Source organism: Saccharothrix stipae, assembly GCF_054781895.1.
In genome coordinates this window covers 280,224-301,357 of record NZ_BAAGTN010000009.1, presented here as the reverse complement: position 1 = coordinate 301,357, position 21,134 = coordinate 280,224, and the positions used below count along the sequence as shown (strand labels likewise).

22 protein-coding genes and 1 tRNA gene are annotated in these 21,134 nt (G+C 72.5%); 5 read left to right on the top strand and 18 right to left on the bottom strand.

Translation table 11 applies throughout. The features are described from left to right. Positions 1-46 precede the first annotated feature (46 nt). The gene (locus ACYVLT_RS24495) at positions 47-1,681 is read left to right on the top strand and encodes a DUF885 domain-containing protein (RefSeq protein ID WP_461122542.1); all 1,635 of its coding nucleotides are present in this window, start codon (positions 47-49) and stop codon (positions 1,679-1,681) included. A 170-nt stretch (positions 1,682-1,851) separates the two neighbouring features. On the opposite strand, the gene ACYVLT_RS24490 is transcribed toward ACYVLT_RS24495, so the two are convergent. The 11 genes from ACYVLT_RS24490 to ACYVLT_RS24440 form a co-directional block, all read right to left on the bottom strand. Continuing rightward, positions 1,852-1,925: transfer RNA gene (locus ACYVLT_RS24490), tRNA-Leu, on the bottom strand. An 87-nt stretch (positions 1,926-2,012) separates the two neighbouring features. Next, positions 2,013-3,107 (bottom strand): SagB family peptide dehydrogenase, encoded by a 1,095-nt coding sequence (locus ACYVLT_RS24485; RefSeq protein ID WP_461122541.1) that lies wholly within the window; start codon positions 3,105-3,107, stop codon positions 2,013-2,015. Further along, positions 3,088-4,206: an ATP-grasp domain-containing protein gene (locus ACYVLT_RS24480; protein ID WP_461122540.1), complete on the bottom strand. Its 1,119-nt coding sequence runs from the start codon at positions 4,204-4,206 to the stop codon at positions 3,088-3,090. The genes ACYVLT_RS24485 and ACYVLT_RS24480 overlap by 20 nt, the downstream gene beginning before the upstream one ends. Positions 4,207-4,209: 3 nt before the next feature. After that, a complete protein-coding gene (locus ACYVLT_RS24475; protein ID WP_267935188.1) occupies positions 4,210-4,332 on the bottom strand; it encodes a hypothetical protein in 123 nt (40 codons plus the stop codon). Positions 4,333-4,526: 194 nt separating this feature from the next. After that, the gene (locus tag ACYVLT_RS24470; protein ID WP_461122539.1) at positions 4,527-5,852 is read right to left on the bottom strand and encodes an NAD(P)/FAD-dependent oxidoreductase; all 1,326 of its coding nucleotides are present in this window, start codon (positions 5,850-5,852) and stop codon (positions 4,527-4,529) included. Between the two features lie 170 nt (positions 5,853-6,022). Continuing rightward, positions 6,023-6,529 carry a hypothetical protein gene (locus tag ACYVLT_RS24465; RefSeq protein WP_461122538.1) on the bottom strand — a complete coding sequence of 169 codons (507 nt, stop codon included), beginning with the start codon at positions 6,527-6,529 and terminating at the stop codon, positions 6,023-6,025. A gap of 160 nt (positions 6,530-6,689) precedes the next feature. Beyond that, the gene (locus ACYVLT_RS24460; protein ID WP_461122537.1) at positions 6,690-8,090 is read right to left on the bottom strand and encodes a DUF58 domain-containing protein; all 1,401 of its coding nucleotides are present in this window, start codon (positions 8,088-8,090) and stop codon (positions 6,690-6,692) included. Between the two features lie 13 nt (positions 8,091-8,103). Further along, positions 8,104-9,084 carry an AAA family ATPase gene (locus tag ACYVLT_RS24455; protein ID WP_461122536.1) on the bottom strand — a complete coding sequence of 327 codons (981 nt, stop codon included), beginning with the start codon at positions 9,082-9,084 and terminating at the stop codon, positions 8,104-8,106. Beyond that, positions 9,081-9,548, bottom strand: a complete 468-nt coding sequence (locus tag ACYVLT_RS24450; protein WP_461122535.1) for a hypothetical protein — start codon at positions 9,546-9,548, stop codon at positions 9,081-9,083. Before ACYVLT_RS24450 ends, ACYVLT_RS24455 begins: the two co-directional genes overlap by 4 nt. Continuing rightward, positions 9,545-10,204 carry a DUF4129 domain-containing protein gene (locus ACYVLT_RS24445; protein WP_461122534.1) on the bottom strand — a complete coding sequence of 220 codons (660 nt, stop codon included), beginning with the start codon at positions 10,202-10,204 and terminating at the stop codon, positions 9,545-9,547. Before ACYVLT_RS24445 ends, ACYVLT_RS24450 begins: the two co-directional genes overlap by 4 nt. A 177-nt stretch (positions 10,205-10,381) precedes the next feature. Continuing rightward, positions 10,382-11,086 (bottom strand): uracil-DNA glycosylase, encoded by a 705-nt coding sequence (locus ACYVLT_RS24440; RefSeq protein WP_461122533.1) that lies wholly within the window; start codon positions 11,084-11,086, stop codon positions 10,382-10,384. Positions 11,087-11,116: 30 nt separating this feature from the next. On the opposite strand from ACYVLT_RS24440, the gene ACYVLT_RS24435 reads away from it, so the two are divergent. Then, positions 11,117-12,601 (top strand): S10 family peptidase, encoded by a 1,485-nt coding sequence (locus ACYVLT_RS24435; RefSeq protein WP_461122532.1) that lies wholly within the window; start codon positions 11,117-11,119, stop codon positions 12,599-12,601. A 124-nt stretch (positions 12,602-12,725) separates the two neighbouring features. Here ACYVLT_RS24435 and ACYVLT_RS24430 read toward each other — a convergent pair whose 3' ends face one another. The 5 genes from ACYVLT_RS24430 to eno form a co-directional block, all read right to left on the bottom strand. Then, on the bottom strand, positions 12,726-13,676 hold the full coding sequence (locus tag ACYVLT_RS24430; RefSeq protein ID WP_461122531.1) for a Ppx/GppA phosphatase family protein: 951 nt from the start codon (positions 13,674-13,676) through the stop codon (positions 12,726-12,728). Between the two features lie 374 nt (positions 13,677-14,050). Beyond that, positions 14,051-15,361, bottom strand: coding sequence for a lytic transglycosylase domain-containing protein (locus tag ACYVLT_RS24425; protein ID WP_461122530.1), 1,311 nt, complete (start codon positions 15,359-15,361; stop codon positions 14,051-14,053). Between the two features lie 165 nt (positions 15,362-15,526). Beyond that, entirely contained in the window at positions 15,527-16,018 is a 492-nt protein-coding gene (locus ACYVLT_RS24420; RefSeq protein WP_360463397.1) for a DUF501 domain-containing protein, read from the bottom strand. Continuing rightward, positions 16,015-16,572, bottom strand: a complete 558-nt coding sequence (locus tag ACYVLT_RS24415) for an FtsB family cell division protein (protein WP_461122529.1) — start codon at positions 16,570-16,572, stop codon at positions 16,015-16,017. Before ACYVLT_RS24415 ends, ACYVLT_RS24420 begins: the two co-directional genes overlap by 4 nt. Continuing rightward, complete coding sequence (eno, locus tag ACYVLT_RS24410; RefSeq protein ID WP_461122528.1) at positions 16,572-17,858, bottom strand: phosphopyruvate hydratase; 1,287 nt, start codon at positions 17,856-17,858, stop codon at positions 16,572-16,574. The genes ACYVLT_RS24415 and eno overlap by 1 nt, the downstream gene beginning before the upstream one ends. Before the next feature lie 109 nt (positions 17,859-17,967). Here eno and ACYVLT_RS24405 point away from each other — a divergent pair, with 109 nt between their 5' ends. From ACYVLT_RS24405 to ACYVLT_RS24395, 3 genes are all read left to right on the top strand, one after another. Continuing rightward, positions 17,968-18,684, top strand: coding sequence for an alpha/beta fold hydrolase (locus tag ACYVLT_RS24405; RefSeq protein WP_461122527.1), 717 nt, complete (start codon positions 17,968-17,970; stop codon positions 18,682-18,684). A 67-nt stretch (positions 18,685-18,751) separates the two neighbouring features. Further along, the gene (locus tag ACYVLT_RS24400) at positions 18,752-19,129 is read left to right on the top strand and encodes a tetratricopeptide repeat protein (RefSeq protein WP_461122526.1); all 378 of its coding nucleotides are present in this window, start codon (positions 18,752-18,754) and stop codon (positions 19,127-19,129) included. After that, positions 19,126-19,458 carry a DUF6968 family protein gene (locus tag ACYVLT_RS24395; protein ID WP_461122525.1) on the top strand — a complete coding sequence of 111 codons (333 nt, stop codon included), beginning with the start codon at positions 19,126-19,128 and terminating at the stop codon, positions 19,456-19,458. Before ACYVLT_RS24400 ends, ACYVLT_RS24395 begins: the two co-directional genes overlap by 4 nt. Here the strand turns inward: ACYVLT_RS24395 and ACYVLT_RS24390 are convergent, their stop codons facing one another. Together ACYVLT_RS24390 and ACYVLT_RS24385 are read right to left on the bottom strand one after the other, a co-directional pair. Next, entirely contained in the window at positions 19,459-20,310 is an 852-nt protein-coding gene (locus ACYVLT_RS24390) for a lytic transglycosylase domain-containing protein (RefSeq protein ID WP_461122524.1), read from the bottom strand. It lies immediately after the preceding gene. A gap of 213 nt (positions 20,311-20,523) precedes the next feature. After that, entirely contained in the window at positions 20,524-21,069 is a 546-nt protein-coding gene (locus ACYVLT_RS24385; RefSeq protein ID WP_461122523.1) for a hypothetical protein, read from the bottom strand. Between the last annotated feature and the right edge of the window lie 65 nt (positions 21,070-21,134).

Here is a 21,134-nt window from a genome sequence, read left to right as displayed (position 1 = left end):
CTTAGGCTAAGTACCATCTTGGTTCCACAACGACCAGGGGGTGCGCATGGGCACGACGGCGGAGTTGGCCGGTGAACTGCTCGACCTGATGTTCACTCGGTCGCCGATGGGCGCGACCGTCTACGGCGTGCCGGGGTACGACCACCTGCTGCCCGACCACCGGGCGGAGACCGAGGAGGCCGCGCGGGCGCGGGCCGCGGACATCGCCGACCGGGCGCGTGCCCTGCCCGCGGACGACGACCCGGTGACGCGTGCGGTGGTCATCCAGCAGGCAGAGGCGGTCGTCGACCAGCTCGACGCGCTGGGCGTCGAGTACACGATCACCGACTCGTTCTTCGCGCCGCCTGGCGAGCTGCTGTCGGTCATGCCGACGACCGTGCTAGCCGGACCGGACGCCGAGCGGGCCTACCTGGACCGGCTCGCCGCGGTGCCCGACTTCCTGCGCCGGGTCGCCGAACGGCAGCTCGCGGGCGCGCTGGCGGGCCGCACGCCGGTCCAGCGCCTCGTGGACGCCGCCGTGGCGCACCTGGACCGGTACCTGGCCGCCGACGAGGACCCGCTGGCCCGACCGGCCGGCGGCGAGGCGTTCGACGCCGAACGGGAGCGCCTGCTGGCCGACGTGGTGCGGCCGGCGTTCGCCGCCTACCGGGACGTGATCTCGGGCATCGAGGGCCGCCCGGACGACCGGGTCGGGCTGTGCGCGCTGCCCGGCGGCGAGGCGATGTACGCGGCGCTGGCACGCGCCCAGACGACGACCGACCGCACGCCCGAGGAGCTGCACCGGACCGGCCTGGACGTGATGGCGGGCCTGGCGCGGGAGTACGCCGAGCTGGGGCGGCGGGTGTTCGGCACCTCGGACGTGGCCGAGGTGCTGGAGCGCATGCGCACCGATCCCGACCTGCGCTGGCACACCGAGGACGAGCTGATCACCGCCGCGCGCGAGGCCGTGACCAGGGCGGAGCAGGCCGCGCCGCGCTGGTTCGGCCGGGTGCCCGAGCAGCGCTGCCAGGTCGAGCCGGTGCCCGCGGCCGACGCGCCGGGCGCGCCGATCGCCTACTACTCGCCGCCGTCGCCGGACGGGGCGCGACCCGGCATCTACTACGCCAACACCCACCGCGTGCGCGAGCGGTTCCGCTACCAGGCCGAGGCGATCGCGTTCCACGAGGCCGTGCCGGGGCACCACTTCCAGATCACCCTGGCCCAGCAGCTCACCGAGCTGCCGATGCTGCGCCGGATCGCGCACGTCACCGCGTACCTGGAGGGCTGGGGCCTCTACACCGAGCGGCTGGCCGACGAGATGGGCCTGTACTCCGACGACGTGGCGCGGCTGGGGATGCTCGCGATGGACTCGATGCGCGCCGGGCGGCTCGTGGTGGACACCGGGCTGCACGCGCACGGGTGGAGCCGCGCGCAGGCCGTCGCGTACCTGCACGAGAACACGCCGCTGGCGCCGGTCGAGATCGAGAACGAGGTCGACCGCTACATCGCCGCGCCGGGCCAGGCGCTGGCGTACATGGTGGGCCGGCTCGAAATCCAGCGCGTCCGGGCGGCGGCCGAGGAGGCGTTGGGCGAGCGCTTCGACATCCGCGAGTTCCACGACGTGGTGCTGGGCGGCGGGCCGCTGCCGCTGGCCGTGTTGGACCAGGTCGTCGCGGAATGGGTGCGCACGCGCCAGGCGTGAAAGGCCACGGGTCATCCGATCGGACAAACGCGATCCGTGAGTCCGGTACGTCTGTTCGCGGCGGCCGGATCGGTGTTCGCGGTCCGATCGGGTGACCCGGCGGTGACCAGGCACGACGCACCGTTCTGGGTTCACCCGGCAGACGGGTGAAGTCAATGCGGCGCCGAACGTGCCCCCGACGGGATTCGAACCCGTACTGTGACTCTTTTAAGGAGCCTGCCTCTACCGGTTGGGCTACGGGGGCAGCGGGGAGCCTAAGCCGTTACCGAGCGTTCGTGGGGTCGGTTCAGAAGAAGTCCCCCGCACGGCTCAATGCGATCCGCTATTGCGCTCATTCGGGTAATGGACCCAAGGCGCTCAGACCGAGTACGACTTCGTGATACGCGTCACAGCCGAGTGCTTGTTCGACCAGCTCATCCCGCAATGCTGCGGTGAAGCCGATACCAAAACCCATTGCCGTTGCAACCAGATAAGCGGTTTGGGACAGATGTCCCACATCCATTTGCACAACACGGTAAGCACGTGACGTGTCGTAACGCCATCTAGTCCGTTCGAGTACTCCGGTGTACGCGAGGACCAACGGCGCCTGCCCGACCCAGTCCTGGTCGCCGGCGGCGGCGGTCAGCTCGTCCGGCCCCCACGTCACCCCGATGGGCTCCAGCGCGTGCGCGAGCCCGTCGTAGTGGTACCAGCCCGGTTCGAGCCCCTCGACCGTCCGATCGCCGCCGGCGGTGGCCACGCCCACGTGCGCGTACAGCTCGACCGGGTGACGTCCGCCGCCCGACGGGCTGGTCTTGAACACCGTGCCGGACCGCCCGATGCGCGACCGCACCGGCGACGGGCCGCCCAGCACGGCCAGCAGCTCGGCCACCCGCGTCAACGACAGGGACCCCGGCCCGAACTCGCGGGTCGTGCGGCGGGCCAGCAGCACGTCGAGCAGCCCGGCGGCGGCCCACCTCGACGTGCCGTCCAGGCGCGGCAGCAGCACCGCGGTGCGGCCGAGGCTGCGGAACGGCGCCGGCGGCGGCTTGGCGGTGAGCTTGGCGTCCAGCACCGCGTCGTGCTCCTCCGAGCCCTGGTACGGCGCGTCGGCGAGGGTGCGGCTGGCGAAGTGGAAGTGCCGCGCCGAGTTGCCCCACTCCCGCCACGCGGCCAGCAGCCGGCACTCCTCCTCGTGCTGGGGCGAGCCCTCCACGATCAGCACACCGGCCTCGACCAGCTCGTCGAACACCTTGCGCAGCGCGGCCCGGTCCCCCTCGGCCAACGGCGCGAGCAGCTCGTCCACGTCGGTGAACTCGGTGAACTTGCGGCACAGCAGCTCGGCGGTCTCGCTCATCGCGAACTGGCGGTGGTGGAGGTAGTCGTCCCACACCACGGCGCCGTCGGAGTAGAACAGCGTCGCGTGCTCAGCGACCTTTGCCCGCACCCAGCAGCTCCTTGAAGCGCGCCCCCACCCAGTCGTGCACGGCGTCCGACACCCGTGAGTCCTCGGCCCGGTGCTCGAACCACCGCCAGTCGCAGTTGACGTTGACCTCCAGGAACACGTGGTCGCCGCCGGAGACGAGCAGGTCGAACGCGGCCACCTGGAGCCGCCAGTGCCTGGCCAGCGCGAGCAGCCGGTCGGTCAGCGCGCTCGGCACGTCGACGGGCGTGACGCGGACCGCCTCGGGGTCCACCCACAGCTGCGCCGGGTCGAGCTTGTCGACCTTGAACGCCAGGCACCGCTCGCCCACCACGAACACCCGCAGCTCGGTCTCGGAGGGCACGTACTCCTGCACGATCACCGGCGCGGACTCGGGCACGTCACCGGACCGGCTGGTCTCCAGCGGGCGCGGGAACAGGCCGTGCTGCATGCCGGGGCGCGGTTCGAGCAGGTGGCGGCCGGAGGTCTTGACGATGCACCGCCCACCACCCGGCCGGGTGCGACCGGGTCGGGTGGTGACCGTGGTGCGCGGCACGCGCAGGCCGAACGCGGCGGCGTCCGCGAGCTGGGTGAGCCGGTTGAGGTGGGAGGTGTTGCGGCTCGGGTTCACGTGCGCCCAGTCGCCGCGGCTGGACAGCCAGTCGGCGACCGCGGACCACTGGTCCACCGCGTACGCGCCGGCGAGCGTGCCGGGTTCCAGGGGCAGCGCGGAGAGCTCGAAGTGCCTGCGCCACACCAGCAGCGGGCGCAGCAGCCAGCGGTCGAGCTCCAGCAGCGGCTGGTCGGTGTAGACGGTGAGCGGCAGGTCGACCGAGCGGTCGGCGTCGATGCGGGCCATCCGGATGCCGCGTTCGGCGAGCGCGATGGAGAGCTCGTTCATCTCCATGTCGGCGGCCCGGGCGAGGACCAGCACGCAGGGCACGGGGCTGCCGTCGCCCTCGTCCACCATGCCGAGGCGGTGCACCTGCTCCTGGAAGTCCAGGCACTTCGGCTGCGACCGGAAGAGGTAGTCCTGGCCCTGGAGCAACAGCGGGGGTGGTTTCGCCGGTCTGACGGCCTCGGGTGGGGGAACGGTCTCGTTCCCCCACCCGGAGACGGTCATGGGTCAGTCGTCTTTCTTGCTGCAAAAACGCTTTTCGGCGGTGGCGTACTCCGCGGAGTACTCCGCCAGCGCACGATCCTCGATCTCACCGCGGCGAAGCTGTGCGGCCAGCTCCTCAAGGGACATCGCGGTCACCTCTCTCCCCACTGATGCATCACACATTCAGGCGATACACCAGCTGTATTCTCGGGTTCACGTTACGCAATGTCAAGGCGACCGGCGGTACGTTAGCCCGTATGGGGGCTCAAGTGTGAGCGGTGCTCCGAACAGCCCCACGCCTGCCACGACCGAACGGTGCAGCGTGCGCGGGGCCGTTCGCGTCAGCTCTTGGTGGCGCGGTCGAACTCGGCCTTCGGCTCGTGGATCTGGCCCAGCGCCACGACCTCGCGGCCCGAGAACAGCGCCTGCGTCCAGTCCACGAACACCCGGAACTTGCGGTTGACCGTGGGCATGAACATGACGTGGTAGCTGCGGTGCATGAACCAGGCGACCACGCCCTTGAACCGCAGGCCGAACACGTCGGCCACGCCCTTGTACAGGCCGAGGCCCGCGACCGAGCCGAGGTACTTGTGCTCGTAGTCCTTGGCCTGCTTGCCGCGCAGCGTGGCCACGATGTTCCTGGCCAGCAGCTTGGACTGGCGGATGGCGTGCTGCGCGTTGGGCACGCAGGTCGCCGTCGGGTCCTCCTCGGTGCGCGAGAGGTCCGGCACGGCCGAGCAGTCACCCGCCGCCCAGACTCCCGGCAGGCCCACGACCTGCATCGCCGCGGTGCACCGGACCCGGCCGCGCTCGTCGAGCGGCAGGTCGGTGTTGCGCAGCATCGGGTTGGCCTTCATGCCCGCGGTCCAGATGATGGTGTCCGAGTCGAACTCGGTGCCGTCGTCCAGGACGACGTGGCCGCCCTCCATGCTCTTGACGCGCGTGTCGAGGTAGCACTTGATGCCGCGCTTCTCCAGCTGCTCGACGGTGTAGACGCCGAGCCGCGCGCTCACCTCGGGCATGATCCGGCCGGTGGCCTCGACCAGCACCCAGTGCATGTCGGACTGCTGGAGGCCCTCGTAGTAGCGCAGCGCGTAGCGGGCCATGTCCTCCAGCTCCGCCAGCGTCTCGATGCCCGCGAAGCCGCCGCCGATGACCACGAAGCTCAGCAGCCTGCGCCGCAGTTCCGGGTCGTTGGTGCTGGCCGCCTGGTCGAGCCGCGACAGCACGTGGTTGCGCAGGTAGATGGCCTCGCCGATGGTCTTCATGCCGATGCCGACCTCGGGCAGGCCGGGGATGGGCAGCGTGCGCGAGATCGCGCCGAGCGCCGAGACCAGCACGTCGTAGGAGAACTCCTCGACGTGGCCGTCGGCGAGCTCGACCGTGACGGCCTTGCGCTCGTGCTCGATGCGGGTGGCGCGGCCGGTGACCACGTGGCAGCGCTTGAGGACCTTGCGCAGGGGCACCACGACGTGGCGGGGCTCGATGGAGCCGGCCGCCGCCTCGGGCAGGAACGGCTGGTAGGTCATGTGCGGCTGGGGGTCGATCACCGTGACGGACGCCTCGCCGGAACGCAGCTTCTTCTGCAATCCCAGCGCGGTGTACATGCCGACGTACCCACCGCCGACAATCACGATCCGTGTGGGTTGCGACTTCACAGCAGCCATACACACATGGTCGCACCGGGCGGGGCTTTCCGGCGCATCGAGCAGGCCCGTTGTGACCACGGTCGCCGGGTGATTGCCGACACGCCGCCGCTGACCAGCGGATCGTGGTGAACGTGCTGAGAGGAACGATCCAGACGGTCAGCTCGGGCTGAGGCGGAAGAGCCCGTTCCTCAGCCTTTCCGACGCATCAGCAGCACCGCCGCGAGGACGACCGCGACGGTACAGGCGAGCCCCACGACCTCGACCGCCGCGTCCGTTCGGCCGCCCGGCAACAGGAGGACGAGAACACCGAGCGTGAGCACGGAGAGTTGCACGATCGCGAACCTCTTCGCGGGTGCCTTGAGCGCGTTCAGGTGAACGCGTGACCCGATCGGGATGATCGCCGCGTAGGCGGACAGGACGTGCAGCAGGTGCAGCAGCACGATCAGCGCGAACACCCCGGGCCACGACGGCTCGTCGCCGGCGAACACCATCGCCGCCGCCGGGTAGCCGATGACCAACCCGACCGCGGCGGACGCCGGGACCACCACCGCCGCCACCACCAGCGCCCCGTACAGCGCGAGCGCGGGCCACTGCACCCCGTTGGCCGCCAGCACGCCGGCCGCACCGGCCGCCACGGCCCCGATCGCCGCCCGCAACACCCACGCCGGCAGCCCCGTCCCGACCTCGGTGCTCACCGCCCACCTCTTCCTGAGCGTTGAACTCGGGGTACGCGAACGTAGGACACGGTCGTTCCGAACGTAGGACTCGCGCGGGGTGAACGTTGGACTCTCGCGCGTGTCCTACGTTCGGAACGCGCGTGTCCTACGTCCAGGTCGGGCGAGGTGAACGGTCGCGTCACCGGGACAGCCTCCTGCCGGTCCGGGCCGCACGCAGCACGCCCGCGATCGACGCGCCCCACGGCAGCACGGCCACACCGTGCTGCCGCATCGCCTCCAGCCGCACGTCGTGCTCCAACCGGATCACCTTCATCGCGCTCTCGCCCCACGGCGTCCTGCGGTCGGCCCGCAACGGCGACGGCAGCACGTCCACCGCCAGCACGAGGTTGCCCCGGCGCGCGGCGTGCACGGCCAGCTCCACCACCTCGGCGTCCAGGAACGGCGACAGCACCACCACCAGCGCGCCGTGCGGCACCTGCTCGGGCCGCAGCACGGGCCGCTGCGCCCACCCCGCCGACCTCGCGCACACCACCAGCTGGTTGCGCAGCCGCAGCAGCTGCCGCCGCCCCGCGCCCGCCCGCGCGCCCAGCTGCGGCCGGCCGAGGTCGACCAGGCTCACCCGGTCGCCCTGCCGCAGGTACCCCGCCGCCAACGACGCCGCCGCCCGCACGGCCACGTCCAGGCTGCCCTTCGGCCGCACCGTCGTCCGGCGCGCCGCCAACGACCACTCCCCGAGCGACCGGCCGGGCGTGCGCGCCGCCGTGGCCGTCCCGGGCGACGCCCAGTCGCCCAACTCCGCGCCGACGTCGTGCCGCGTGTCCAACGCCAGCACCACGTCCGCGTCCGCCTCCGCGTGGTGCTCGCGGACGTGCAGGTTCGTGCCCTCGACGGACCCCGCCATCGCGCTGGCCCGCAACGACACCCGCCAGTCGACCCGCCGCAGCCGGTCGCCCGGCTGGAACGCCCGGATGTCGCGCAGCTCCACCGAGTCGCCCGGCCGCCGCGCCCGGTGCGCACCGACCAGGCCGACGGCACGCGCGGGCAGCAGACCGGCGGGCAGCGCCTCCACCGGCGGCAGGATCACCCGACCGCGTTCGGCCGCGGTGACCGGACCGTGCACGAACAACGCGTCCGGCCCGGCCACCAGGTGGTCCGGCCGCAGGTCGACACCCTCGCCCCACGCGTCACGCCGCAGCACGACCTCGATCTCCCGCGCCGTCGCGGCCACCAGGTGCACCGGGCCGATGCCCGCGCCGACGCCGGGCAGCCGGATCGCCATCACCTCGGCGCCCTGGCCGGGGTCGACCTCCACCACCGACTTGGCCGCGCCGATCTCGCCGGTGCGGGGCAGTCCGCGCACCGTCACCTCCGGCGTGCCCAGGACCGGCGTGACCAGGGCGAGCAGCGTCGAGATCAGCAGCGGCGCGCCCAGCAGCACCAGTTCGACCCGGTGCAGCAGGCCGCCGAGCACCACCATGCCGATGCCCAGCGCCAGGCCGCGCACCAACGCGTCGGTGGCGTGCCAGTGCGCGCCGCGCCCGCTGGTGAACGCCTCGCGCAGCCGTTCCCGCCGGTTCACGACGAGCGCCGGTTCACGAGCGGGTGCTGGCCGGGCCCGCCACGCGGCCCAGCAGCTCGGTCACGACCTCGACGCCGGTGACGCCGGACGTCCACGTCTCCGGGCGCAGCGTGAGCCGGTGCGCCAGCGCGGGCACGGCGCACTCCTTGACGTCCTCGGGCAGCACGAAGTCCCGCCCGTCCAGCACCGCCAGGGCCCGCGCCACCAGCACCAGCGCCTGCGCGCCGCGCGGTGACGCGCCGACCTCGACGGCGCCGTGCGAGCGGGTCGCGGACGCGAGGTCCACGCAGTACCGCAGCACGTCGTCGTCCACGGACACCTGTTCGACGCCGTGCTGGAGCCGCTGGAGCCGGGCCGCGTCCAGCACGGGTCGGACCTCGGTCTCCTCGCGCTGCCGGACGAGCCTGCGGCGCAGCACCTCGACCTCCTCGGCGGGCGGCGGGTAGCCGATGTCCAGCCGCAGCAGGAACCGGTCCAGCTGCGCCTCCGGCAGCGGGTAGGTGCCCTCGTACTCCACCGGGTTCGCGGTCGCCAGGACGTGGAACGGGCGCGGCAGCGGGAACGTGCGGCCCTCGACCGTGACCTGGCGTTCCTGCATGGCCTCCAGCAGCGCGGACTGCGTCTTCGGCGGCGTGCGGTTGATCTCGTCGGCCAGCAGCAGGCCGGTGAACAGCGGGCCCTCGCGGAAGGTGAACTCACGGTCGCCCGGGTTGTAGAGGAACGAGCCGGTCACGTCGGCGGGCAGCAGGTCGGGCGTGCACTGAAGGCGCTTGAAGTCCAGTTTCAACGCCTGCGCCAGCGACCGCGCCATCAGCGTCTTGCCCAGGCCGGGCACGTCCTCCAGCAGCACGTGGCCGCCCGCGAGGATCGCCGCCAGCGCCAACCGCAACGACCGCTCCCGGCCGACGACCACGGTGCCGACGGCGGCGACCACCGCCTTGGCCTCGGCCGCGATCGTCTCGACGCCCGTCCGGTCGGTGTCGGGTGAGGTCACAGGTTCTCCAACAGGTCGGCGAGCTCGGACGGCTCGGGCAGCGGCGCTTTCGGGTCGGTGAGCAGGCGGTGCAGCTCGTCGCCGAGCACCTCGCGGGCTTTGGGATGCTGTATGTCGTATACACCGTGCACTTGCCGCAGCCGGGCCTCCGCGAGCCGGCGCAGCCGGGGTTGCACGCGGTTGACGAACCGGTCCTGGTCGACCGCGGCCTCGGCGAGGCGGCTCGCGAGCGCGCCGGCCTGCGCGGACGTGGCGGTGGAGACGTGCGCCGGCGGCGGCGACCACAGGACGTCCGTGGCGCGCGGCAGGCGTGCGGCGAGCAGGGCCAGTCCGCCGACAGGCAACCCGAGCAGCACCGCCCACGGCCACGGCGCGCCGGCGCGGACCAGCACGAACGCGGTGCCGGCGGCGATCGCGAGCGCCAGTGCCACGGCCCGGCCCATGCCGGCGACCAACGGCGTCACCGCAGGTCCCGCACGATGTGCGCCAACGCCTCGGTGGCCGTGCGCGCGTCCGCCGCGGTGACGTCGGCCGTGCCGAACCGGGCCCGCTGGTAGACGCGCCGGAGCGTGCCGGTCGCCTGCTCGTCCACCCGGTAGCGGCGCAGCAGGTCACCGGTGAACTCGGTGGGCGTCTGGTGGCCCTGCCGCGGCACGCCGCTGTCCTCGGCGGCCCGTTCGAGGCTGAGCCAGGCGGCGATCACCGCGTCGCCCGGTGGGCCGTCCCCGTGGCCACGCAGCTCGTCCAGCGCCTCGGCCGCGCGCCGGACCAGGATCTCGGGTGGCAGGGCGCGCTCGTCGGGCGCGTCGGGCGCGCCGACCGCCTCACCCGCACCGCGACGCCGCGTGCGCCGGAACGCGTCGAGCGAGAAGAGCAGCGACACCACCCCGATGACGACGACCAGGACCAGCACGATCAGGAGGATCGCCAGCGATCCGCCCGGCGTCGAGGCGCCCACCTCGGAGTCCAGGGGTGGGGCCGACTCGGGTGTCGCCGTGATCGTCTCGTCGTTGTCCACGGGTCGGTCCTCGTAGGGGACCGGCGACGTTCCCCGGGCCGCGAGCGCGATGAGGACGAGCGCGGACCCCACCGCGAGGACGAGCGCGAGGCGGGGCTTCATGGATAGAGGATGCCTGCTGGCCCGGTGCGACGCGTGCGGTTTGTCGAGAACGCGGCCGTCCGGCCCAACCGTATCTACCGCCCGGTCCGCTGTACCGCCTGTTCACCTTGTACCGCCCGTTCACGTTGTACCGCCCGGTCCGCTGTACCGCCCGTTCCGCGCACGATCGGAGAGCGCTCAAGAGCGGATGTCCGCGGCGGTCTTGGCGTGGTTCAGCACGTCCTGGAGCATGGGTTGGGTCAGCTTGCCGGTGAACGTGTTCTGCTGGCTCACGTGGTAGCAGCCGAACAGGTGCAGCGGCGCGCCGCCGTCCTGGGCGGGCAGCTCCACGTGCGTCCCGTGCGCGAAGACCGGCCGCGGGCGGGGGATCCGCCAGCACGAGGCCAGCACCGGCAGGGCGGCCTGCCAGCCGAACGCGCCCAGCACGAGCACCGCGCGCAACGTCGGCCGGAGCAGTTCGAGCTCGCGGACCAGCCAGGGACGGCAGTTGTCGCGCTCCTGCGGGGTCGGCTTGTTCTCCGGCGGCGCGCACTTCACCGGCGCGGTGATCCGGGTGCCGATCAGCTCCAGGCCGTCGCCGACGTGCGTCGCCGTCGGCTGGGTCGCCAGGCCCACCGCGTGCATCGCCGCGTACAGGAAGTCGCCCGACCGGTCGCCGGTGAACATCCGGCCGGTGCGGTTGGCGCCGTGCGCGGCCGGCGCCAGGCCGATGATCGCCAGCGACGCGTCGGCCGGGCCGAACCCGGGCACCGGACGCCCCCAGTACTCCTGGTCGCGGAACGCCGCCCGCTTGACCCGCGCCACCTCCTCGCGCCACGCCACCAAGCGCGGGCAGGCCCGGCAACCGGTAACGCGTTCGTCAAGAGCGGAAAGCGGGAGCACGGACGGCGACTCCGATCGTATGGTTCGACCATGACCGACAAGGACAACGGCGACGAGCAGGCCGCCAAGGACATCGGCGACGAGAAGGACCTCCCTGCCGACGACCTCGTCACCACCCAGCACAGCATCACCGTCAAGCGGCGCAAGCTGAACTACACCACGGCCACCGGCCGGGTGGTGCTGCGCCAGGAGGTGGTGACCGACGGCAAGTTCGACGGGCACCTGCCGAAGGCCGAGGTCTTCGTCACGGCGTACACGTTGGACGGCGCGGACCCGGCGAAGCGGCCGGTGACGTTCGCGTTCAACGGCGGTCCCGGCTCGTCCAGCGTGTGGCTGCACCTGGGGCTGCTCGGACCGCGCCGGGTGGTCTCCGGCGACGTCGGCGAGCTCGCGCCGCCGCCGTACGACCTCGTCGACAACGCCGAGACCCTGCTCGCGCACAGCGACCTGGTGTTCATCGACCCGGTGTCCACCGGGTACTCGCGGGCGGTGAAGGGCGAGGCGCCCGGCCAGTACCACGGTTTCCAAGGTGACCTGGAGTCGGTCGGCGAGGTCATCCGGCTGTGGACCTCGCGCAACGGGCGGTGGATGTCGCCGAAGTTCCTGGCGGGCGAGTCGTACGGCACCACGCGCGCGGCGGGCCTGGCCGAGTACCTCCAGAGCCGGTACGGCATGTACCTCAACGGGTTGATGCTGATCTCGTCGGTGCTGGACTTCGCCACGTTGGACTTCAGCGAGGGCAACGACCTGCCGCACACGCTGTTCCTGCCGACGTACGCGGCGATCGCGCACTACCACGGGCTGCACGGGTCGCGGCCGTTGGAGGACGTGCTGGCCGACGCGGAGGACTTCGCGTCCCGCGACTACCCGTGGGCGCTGGCACGAGGCAGCCGGCTGTCCACTGAGGAGCGCGCGGCGGCGGTGGCGCGGCTGGCCGGGTTGACCGGGCTGAGCGAGGACTACGTGGACCGGGTGAACCTGCGGATCGAGCACGTGCGGTTCTTCACCGAGCTGCTGCGGTCGCAGCGCAAGGTCGTCGGCCGACTGGACTCGCGGTTCACCGGCGCGGACGCCGACTACGGGCGCGAGCACTTCAGCGAGGACCCGTCGTACTCGGCGATCCTCGGGCCGTACACGGCGGCGCTGAACCACTACGTGCGGGCGGAGCTGGAGTACGAGAACGACCTGCCGTACGAGATCCTGACCATGAACGTGCGGCCCTGGTCGTACAAGGAGTTCGAGGGCACGCACGTGACGGTGGCGGACAAGCTGTCGTCGGCGATGCGCGCCAACCCGCACCTCAAGGTGCACATCGCGTACGGCTACCTGGACGGCGCGACGCCCTACTACGCGGCCGAGCACGTGGTGGCGCACCTGCGGATCCCGCAGGAGCTGCACGCGAACATCGAGGCGGCGTACTACCCGGCGGGACACATGATGTACGTGCACGAGCCGTCGCGGGTGCGGCAGTCGAAGGACCTGGCGGAGTTCGTGCAATCGGCTTCGAACCGCTGACTCGACCAACTCCGTCTGGGACGGATATGGGACACGAGGGCCCTGGTGCGCGATAGCGCCAGGGCCCTCGCGGCGGCGAGCGGACGGTCAGCGTGCCACGTGGTGTTCCTGCACGCGGGAGGGACTAGGCGATCGCGAAAGCGATGCCGTCCAGGATGTCGTGCTCGCTGGCGACCAGCTCGGTGACGCCCCGCGACTCCAGGTGGTCGGCCAGCGCCCGGACGATCAGCGCCCCGCCGCAGATCACGTCCACGCGGCCGGGGTGCATCGGTCCCAGCGCGGCGCGCTCGTCGTGACCCATGGTGAGCAGCTTGGCGGTGGTCTCGCGGATCCGGTCCAGGCCCAGCCGGGCGAGGTGGATCTCCTGCGGGTCGTAGTGGGGCAGGTCCTTGGCGAGGGCGACGAGGGTGGTGACGGTGCCGGCCACGCCGATCCAGGTCTTGGCCTCGGCGGTGGGCACGGCGTCGAACGCCTCGGCCAGGACGTCCCGCGTCACCCGGACGGCCTCCTCGACCTGCGCCTCGGTGGGCGGGTCGGAGTGCAGGCACCGTTCGGTGAGCCGCACGCAGCCGATGTCGACGGACCGGGCCGCGGTGACGTCGCCGCGCACGCCGTCCCACGTGCCCAGCACGAGTTCGGTCGAGCCGCCGCCGATGTCGGAGACGAGGAACGGGCCTTCGTCGGCGTCCAGGTCGGACACGGCGCCGGTGAACGAGAGGCGGGCTTCCTCGTCGCCGGTGATGACCTCGGCCTCGACGCCGAGGACCTCGCGGGTCATGTCGAAGAAGGCGTCCTTGTTGGCGGCGTCACGGGTGGCGGAGGTCGCGACCATGCGGACGCGCTCGGTTCCCTTGCGGCGCAGGACGTTCGTGTAGTCGACGAGCGCGGCGCGGGTGCGGGCGATGGCGTCGGGGTGCAGCTCGCCGGTGGCGTCGACGCCCTGGCCCAGCCGGACGACCCGCATCTCGCGGTGCACGTCGCGCAGCAGGCGTTCACCACTGTCCGAAGTGGTCACGTCGGCGACCAGCAGGCGGATGGAGTTGGTTCCGCAGTCGATCGCGGCTACGCGTGCCATGCCGGGTCCTTCGCGCTGGTGGGTGGTGGGTGGTGAGTGCGGTTAGAGAGTAGTGGGGTGGGTGGGGTTCGCTGTGCGAGGTGGAGAGAGGGAAAGGGAAAAGAGTCCTCGCCGGACGGGCAGATCAGCAGGATGACGGGGATGGCACCGTCAGTGCGGCTGCGTCGTGGGTCGGGTTTCGTGTCATCCCGCCGACCTCCACAAGGGCAACCACGCGTGTCAAGGGGGCCGTACCAGCGTCAGGTGCGGTCTGGCTCCGAGTGCCCCCTTGACACGCGCGGTAGGGCTGCGCCAGGTCGGCGGGATGACACGAAGCCCTCCTTTTTGGGGAAGGGCGTGGTGGACGAGCGGGTGGGGCGGTGGCGTCGTGCGGCTCAGGTGGCCTTCATGGACGACGACGTGATCGGCGCGGAGGACGAGGCGGAGGACGAGGCAGAGTCGCTCGACGTGCCGCCGGGGGTGGATCCGGCCGAGCTCGATTCGACGGAGGTCGTTTCGGCGGGCGTCTCGACGGTGGTGGTCGTCGTGGTGGTGGTGGTGGTGGTCGGTGTGGGGCAGGTCGAGGGGATCGACGGCGTCGTGGTGGGAGTCGTCGTGGGCGTGCTGGTCGTCGTCTCCGTGGGGGGCGTGGGGCACGTCGGTGTGGTGGTCGGCGTGGTGGAGCTCGTCGGCACGGTCGGCGTGATGGTGATCGTGACGCCGGGGCGGGTCCTGGTGGTCGTCGGTGGGGTCGACGTGCTGGAGGACGGCGGCGTGGTGTTCCCGGGTGGCGAGGTGTTGTTGTTGTCGCCGTTGCCCGGTGTGTCGCCGTTGCCCGGCTCGGGCCCGAAGTCGTCGTCGGAGCCGACCAGGTCCGGCAGCACCGGCACGCCGTTGGCGTACACGTCCGCCCAGTACAGGACCGTGGCGACGTACTCGTTGGACCGGTTGTAGCGGAACACCGAGCGGGCCCGTTGTTCCGGGTCGCTCAGGTCCGAGTTGCTCGCGCACAGGTAGTTGCCCGCGCCGATGGTGGCGTCGTAGACGTTGTTCGGGTTGCGCTGGCCGTCCTCGTTGCCGTCGGCCTGGTAGCCGGCCCAGGTGGACGGGATGAACTGCATCGGGCCCACCGCCCGGTCCCACGTGCGGTCGCCGTCGTACTTGCCGCCGTCGGTGTCGCGGATGGCGGCCATGCCGGGCGCCCCGTTGAGCACCGGGCCCAGGATCGGGTCGACCGTGGTGCCGTCCTCGCGGACCCGGCCGCCGCGGGCGTGGCCGGACTCGATGCGGCCGATGCTGGCCAGCAGCGGCCAGTCCAGGTGGCAGTTCGGCGTGGTCACGGCCAGCCGGTCCGCCGCGCGCATGTACGCGTCGAGCATCACGCCGGGGATGCCGTGCTGGCCCTCGCGGAGGAACCCGCCCTCCAACGGGGGCAGGTCGTCCTCGAACTCCGACGGGTCGTCGGCGTCGGCGAGCAGCCCCGCGCTCAACTCGTCGGTCTCGGGCAGCTTGCCGGTGGCGCCGAGCTTGCCCCTCGCGTCCAGCGCGAGCGTGCCCAGCACGTCACCCGGACCGGGCGGGACGGCCTCGACGTCGGCGCGGTCGGCGACGGTGAACCAGTCGAGCGGTGCGGCGGTGTGCAGCAGCGCGGGCACCAGCATCGCGGCGGTCGCCGTGGCGGCGAACCCCCACTGCCGCGGCGTCATCGTGCCCGGATGGACCTTGGTCCTCTTCCGCCCCCGACGCTTCGACTTCGGCACAGCCACGGACTCCCCATCGACTCGTCACCCGGCCTCAGACCAGCCTGCCTGATCCGAACGGCGGTGTCACGGGCGTGCACCGGCTTTGTGCCCGGAGAACTGCCCGGACGGTCAGTTTTTCACCGTTGACGCGCATTCCCCGCTCGGCCACCACTCCGAGAGCTGGTCGAGCGCCTCGTCGCCGAACGGGTTCACCCCCCGGCCGGCGGCCAGCGAGTGCGCCACGTGCACGTGCAGGCACTTGACCCGGGTCGGCATGCCGCCCGCGGTGACGGTGGTGCCGAGCGGTTCGATCGCGTCCCGCTCAGCCAAGTACATCACGTGCGCCCGGTGGTAGCGCTCGGCCAACTGTTCATCCGTCGCCAACCGGTCGGTCATCTCCTTCATCAGCCCGGCCCCTTCGAGCCTGCTGACGTAGGAGTTCAACCGCGAGCACGTCAGGTAGTACAGGGTCGGGAACGGCGTGCCGTCCTCCAGCCTGGGGTTGGTCTGCACGACCGCCGGGTGCCCGCTCGGGCACCGCGCGGCGACCGCCCGCATGCCCCGCGGCTCACGGCCCAACTGCGCCGCGACCGCCGCCCGGTCCTCGTCGCTCACCGTCATCGTGCCGCCACCGAATCCCACAGCTGCTCGTACCACGCCTTGTCCTCGGCCGGCTTGGTCGCCGGTCGCTGTTCTTCCAGTTCGCGCTCCGCGTCGCCGGGGAGCTGCACGATGTAGGGCGTCTCGCCCGGCCGCACGTAGTGCAGCCTGCGCCGGGCCTCGGCCTCCACGTGCGCCGGGTCCGCCAGCTCCCCCTTGCGCCGCTCCAGCTGCTCGACCTCGGCGCGCAACGTCTCCTGCGAGGCGGTGACGCCGCGCAGCTCCTCCCGTTGGGCCAGGTACGTGCGCAGCGGCACGGCGATGCTCAGCGCCAACGCGCACACCACCATCGCCAGCAGCGCGGCCCGGCGCGTGCCGGTCATGCCGAACGCGCCACCGGTGCCCGCGCCCGCCCTGGTCCGGGCCCTCGACTGGGGCTTGCGCGGCGCGGGCCGTGTCCCGGGCTTGCGCGGTTCCGGCTTGCCCGGTTGCGACTGGCGGGCCTGCGCCCGCGCAGGGCGGGACCTCGGCGTGGCCTCGCGACCACGCCGGGGTTCCCGTTCCCGTCGTGCCATCAGCTCTCCGGCGTGTACCGCGGGAAGGCCAGGTCACCGGCGTAGCGCGCGGCGTCGCCCAGGGCCTCCTCGATGCGCAGGAGCTGGTTGTACTTCGCGGTGCGCTCGCCGCGGGCGGGCGCGCCGGTCTTGATCTGGCCGGCGCCGACGGCCACCGCGAGGTCGGCGATCGTGGTGTCCTCGGTCTCGCCGGACCGGTGCGACATCATCGACTTGTAGCCGTAGGAGGTGGCCAGCGCGACCGCGTCCAGCGTCTCGGACAGCGTGCCGATCTGGTTGACCTTCACCAGCAGCGCGTTGGCCGCCCGGCGGGAGATGCCCTCCTCCAGCCGCTCCGGGTTGGTCACGAACAGGTCGTCGCCGACGATCTGCACGCGCTCGCCCAGCTCGGCGGTCATCTGCACCCAGCCGTCCCAGTCGTCCTCGGACAGCGGGTCCTCGATCGACACCATCGGGTAGGCGTTGACCAGCTCGGTGTAGTAGCCGGTCATCTGCTCGGCGCTGCGCTTGGTCTTCTCGAACGTGTAGGCGCCGTCGGAGTAGAACTCCGTCGCGGCCACGTCCAGGGCCAGCGCGATGTCGCGGCCCGGCGTGAAGCCCGCCTTCTCGATCGCGACCAGGATCAGGTCCAGCGCGTCGCGGTTGCTCGACAGGGACGGCGCGAAACCGCCCTCGTCGCCCAGGCCCGTGCCCAGGCCCTTCGACTTCAGCACCGACTTGAGCGCGTGGTAGGTCTCCGCGCCCCAGCGCAGGGCCTCGCGGAAGCTCTCCGCGCCGATCGGCGCGATCATGAACTCCTGGATGTCCACGTCGGTGTCGGCGTGCGCGCCACCGTTGAGGATGTTCAGCATCGGCACCGGCAGCACGTGCGCGTTCGGGCCGCCGATGTAGCGGAACAGCTCCAGCCCGCTCGACGCCGCCGCCGCCTTCGCCACCGCGAGCGAGACGCCGAGGATGGCGTTCGCGCCCAGGCGGGACTTGTCCGGCGTGCCGTCCAGGTCGACCAGCTTCTGGTCCACCACCCGCTGCTCGACGGCCTCGATGCCGACCAGCTCGGGACCGATCTCGTCGAGCACCGCCGTGACCGCGCGCTCGACGCCCTTGCCCAGGTAGCGCTTGGCGTCGCCGTCCCTCAGCTCGACCGCCTCGTGCTCACCGGTCGACGCGCCGGACGGAACCGCGGCACGCTCCAGCGTGCCGTCGTCCAACGCCACCTCTACCTCGACGGTCGGGTTGCCTCGCGAGTCCAGGATCTCGCGGGCGCCGACCTGCTCGATGACCGCCACGTGCGCTCCCTCGTCAGACCATCCGTGTATCGGTGCCGAGCCTAGTTGGTGCAAGGTGTGGGACGGCCCCGGCTCGCCTGTTGGGGCCCGGGTCGGGAGGGGTTCACCGATGGTTCACGTGGCGCGCGGTGGTGACGGGCCGCTGTTGGTGCTGCTGCACGGGCTCGGGGCGACCGGGTCGGTGTGGCGTTCGGCCGCGGCGCAGTGGCCCGGGGCGTGGTTGGCGGTCGACCTGCCGGGGCACGGTCGGTCGGCTCCCCTGCCCCGGTACTCGTTCGGGTCGTTGGCGGCCTCGGTGGCGGCGGCGGTGCCGCCGGGACCGGTGGCCGTGCTGGGGCACTCGTTGGGCGGCGTGGTGGCGTTGACGCTGGCCAGCGGGTGGTTCGGGGTGGACGTGCGGGCCGCGGGCGGGCTGGGGGTCAAGCTGCGGTGGACCGCGCCGGAGCTGGACAAGGCGGCGTCCACGGCGGCGCGGCCGGCCCGGGTGTTCGAGACCCGGGAGGAGGCGTCGGCGTGGGCGGCCCGGTTGGCCGGTGTGCCGCTGGACGACTCCGGGGTGACGCCGGTGGACGGCGGGTGGCGGGCGGCGCTGGACCCGGCGGCGTTCGGGGTGGGCGCGCCGGACGTGGCCGGCTTGCTGGCGGCGGCCAAGGCCCCGGTCGTGCTCGCGGCGGGCGAGTCGGACCACATGTGCCCGCCGGAGCACCTGAGGGCGGCGTCGCCGGGTGGAATGGTGCTGCCCGGCGCCGGGCACAACGCCCACGTGGAGCAACCCCTGTCGATCAAGCCCGTGCTCGACCGGCTGCACGCGGCCCTGGCGGGGTGACACGCCGTCCCGTCATCCGGTCGGCTGTCGTACGGCAACCGGGTGCACGGGTAGCGTTGATCGAACCATGACGGACAGCACCTTCGAGGCGTTCCGCCGAGCCGAGGCGCTGCTCGCGGAGCGTCGACCGCTGGAGGCGCTGCGCGAGCTCCGGGTCGTGCTCGAAGCGGCGCCGAACCAGGTCGGCGTGCAGCTGCTCGCGGGTCGGGCCTACCTGGGTTCGGCCCAGCTCAAGCGTGCCGAGGCGGCGTTCCGGAAGGTGCTGGAGCTCGATCCGAGCGACCACTACGCGCGGTTCGCGCTGGGGCGGACGTTGCAGCGGCAGAGCCGGTTGACCGAGGCGTTGACGCAGCTGCGGATAGCGGCCGCGATGAACCCGTCGCCGGAGTACCAGGAGGCGTTGGGCGAGGTCAGCGCCCGCCTCGCGGTGGAACGGGACCGATGACGGCCGACGGGCTCGGTCAGGTGGTGGCCGAACGCGAGGTGCGGGTCGGTGACGGCACGCGCACGCCCGTGGTGATCCGGATCGGCGCGCCCCACCCCGACCCGCTGAGCACGAACGGTGACTGGCGCTGCCCGTACCGGATCACCGGTCTGGGTGACGAGGCCGTCGGCGCGGCGTTCGGCGTCGACTCACTGCAAGCGTTGCTGCTCGCCGTGTACCGCGTGCGCCTCGACCTGGCCGCCCGCGCGGAGAGCGCCGGGGTCGAGCTGGACTGGCTGGGCCTGCCGGAGCTCGGCCTCACCGTCGACCCGCCCCTGTACCGCGCCTGATCAGCCCAGGCTCGCGCGGGCGTAGGCGTCGGCGCCGCTGTAGACGTTCTGGCCGTACTCGGTGGAGTTGTTGTAGGCCAGCACGGCGGCCCACCAGCCGGCGCCCGTCCCCAGGTCACGTCCGCCCGAGCAGAGGTAGCGGGCGGCGGTGAGGGCGGCGTCGTCGATGTTCTGCGGGTCCGGGGTCTGCCCGTCGCCGTTGGCGCGCACCGCGTACTTGGCCCACGTCGTCGGGATGAACTGCATCGGCCCGACCGCGCGGTCCCACCTGGTGTCGCCGTCGAGCGTGCCGCCGTCGCTGTCGTTGATCGCCTTCACGCCCGGTGAGCCGTCCAGCGGGATCCCGATGATCGGGCGCGACGGCCGGCCGTCCTCACCCAGCCGCAGACCGCCGATGGTGCCGTGGTGCGACTCGATGCGGCCGATGCCGGCGAGCGTCGCCCACGACACGCGGCAGGCCGGGTTCTGCGCGCGCGTCAGCAGGTCGGCGACGGCGTAGGCGCGCAGGGCGCGGGCCGGGATGTCGGTCTTGTCCGACAACGCCGCCGCCCACGCGGTCATCGGATCGGCGTCGCCCGTGGCGGCGGGTGCGTCCTGGGGTTGGCCGGTGGACGGCACGTCCCCCGCCGAGCCCGGCGCGGCGGCGCCCGGTTGGACCTCCAGGAACGGCACCGGGAACGGCGGGTCGGCGATGGGGCCGGGCCCGGAGCGGTTGAACGTGCTCAGCGCCCAGGCTCCCCCGGCCACGACGGCCAGCAGCACCAGCACGAGCGCCAGGCGTCCGAAGAAGTTGCCGGCACCGCCGCGCGACGGGCGGCGCGGCTCGATCTTGGACGGCGGCGGGACGACCACGGCCCCAGGCTACGTGCTGAACGGGGGTGCGCGGCCGATCCCGAGCGGCCGGACACCCGGGACCGCTGCCCGCGACCGGCCCGCGTCACGCCCGACACCCCTCGCACCTGCGGGATTCCAGGCGGAGTGGACAGCTCACGACGGTGTTCCGAACGGTGAACTCGGGTGTTCCGGACGTAGGACACGCGCGTTCCGAACGTAGGACACGCGGGTTCAGGGGGTGGGGGCGGAGGTCGGGGGTGCGGTGGTGGTCGGGGGCGGTTCGGTGGTGGGGTCGGGGGTGGTGGTGGTCGTGGGGTTGGTGGTGGTGGTGGGGTCGGGGGTGGAGGAGGGCGACGAGGAGGACGAGGCCGGGGGGCGCGGTGGGCGCGTGGGCAGGGGTGCGGCGTAGGCCGGTGGCGGCTCGGCGCGGCCCCGGGCGGGGTCGGGGTGCGGTGGGTCGCCGGGGCGGGCGGACGTGTCCTGCCGCGGCTCCCGGCCGCCCGACGGCGCCACGGAGTGGGACGGCCGGCCCGGGTCCGCCGGTCGCGGCGACGACGCCGGACCCACCTGCGGCACGGGGACCGGCGGCACGCTGGTCCGCACGCTCACCAGCGTCTGCCGACCCGTCACCGGCACCTCGCCCGACCCCACCGGTGGCGACCCTGGTTCACCGAACGTCAACACCAGGAACGCCACCCCGCCGACCGCCACGAGCGGCAGACCCACGACCGCCGACAGGCACCCGCGCCCGCTGCGCGGCAACTCACGATGACTCACTGAACCGACCCCCCGAGCCCGATCTTGCGTGCTACCCATTGATCGGTTTCGGACCACCGGCCGCA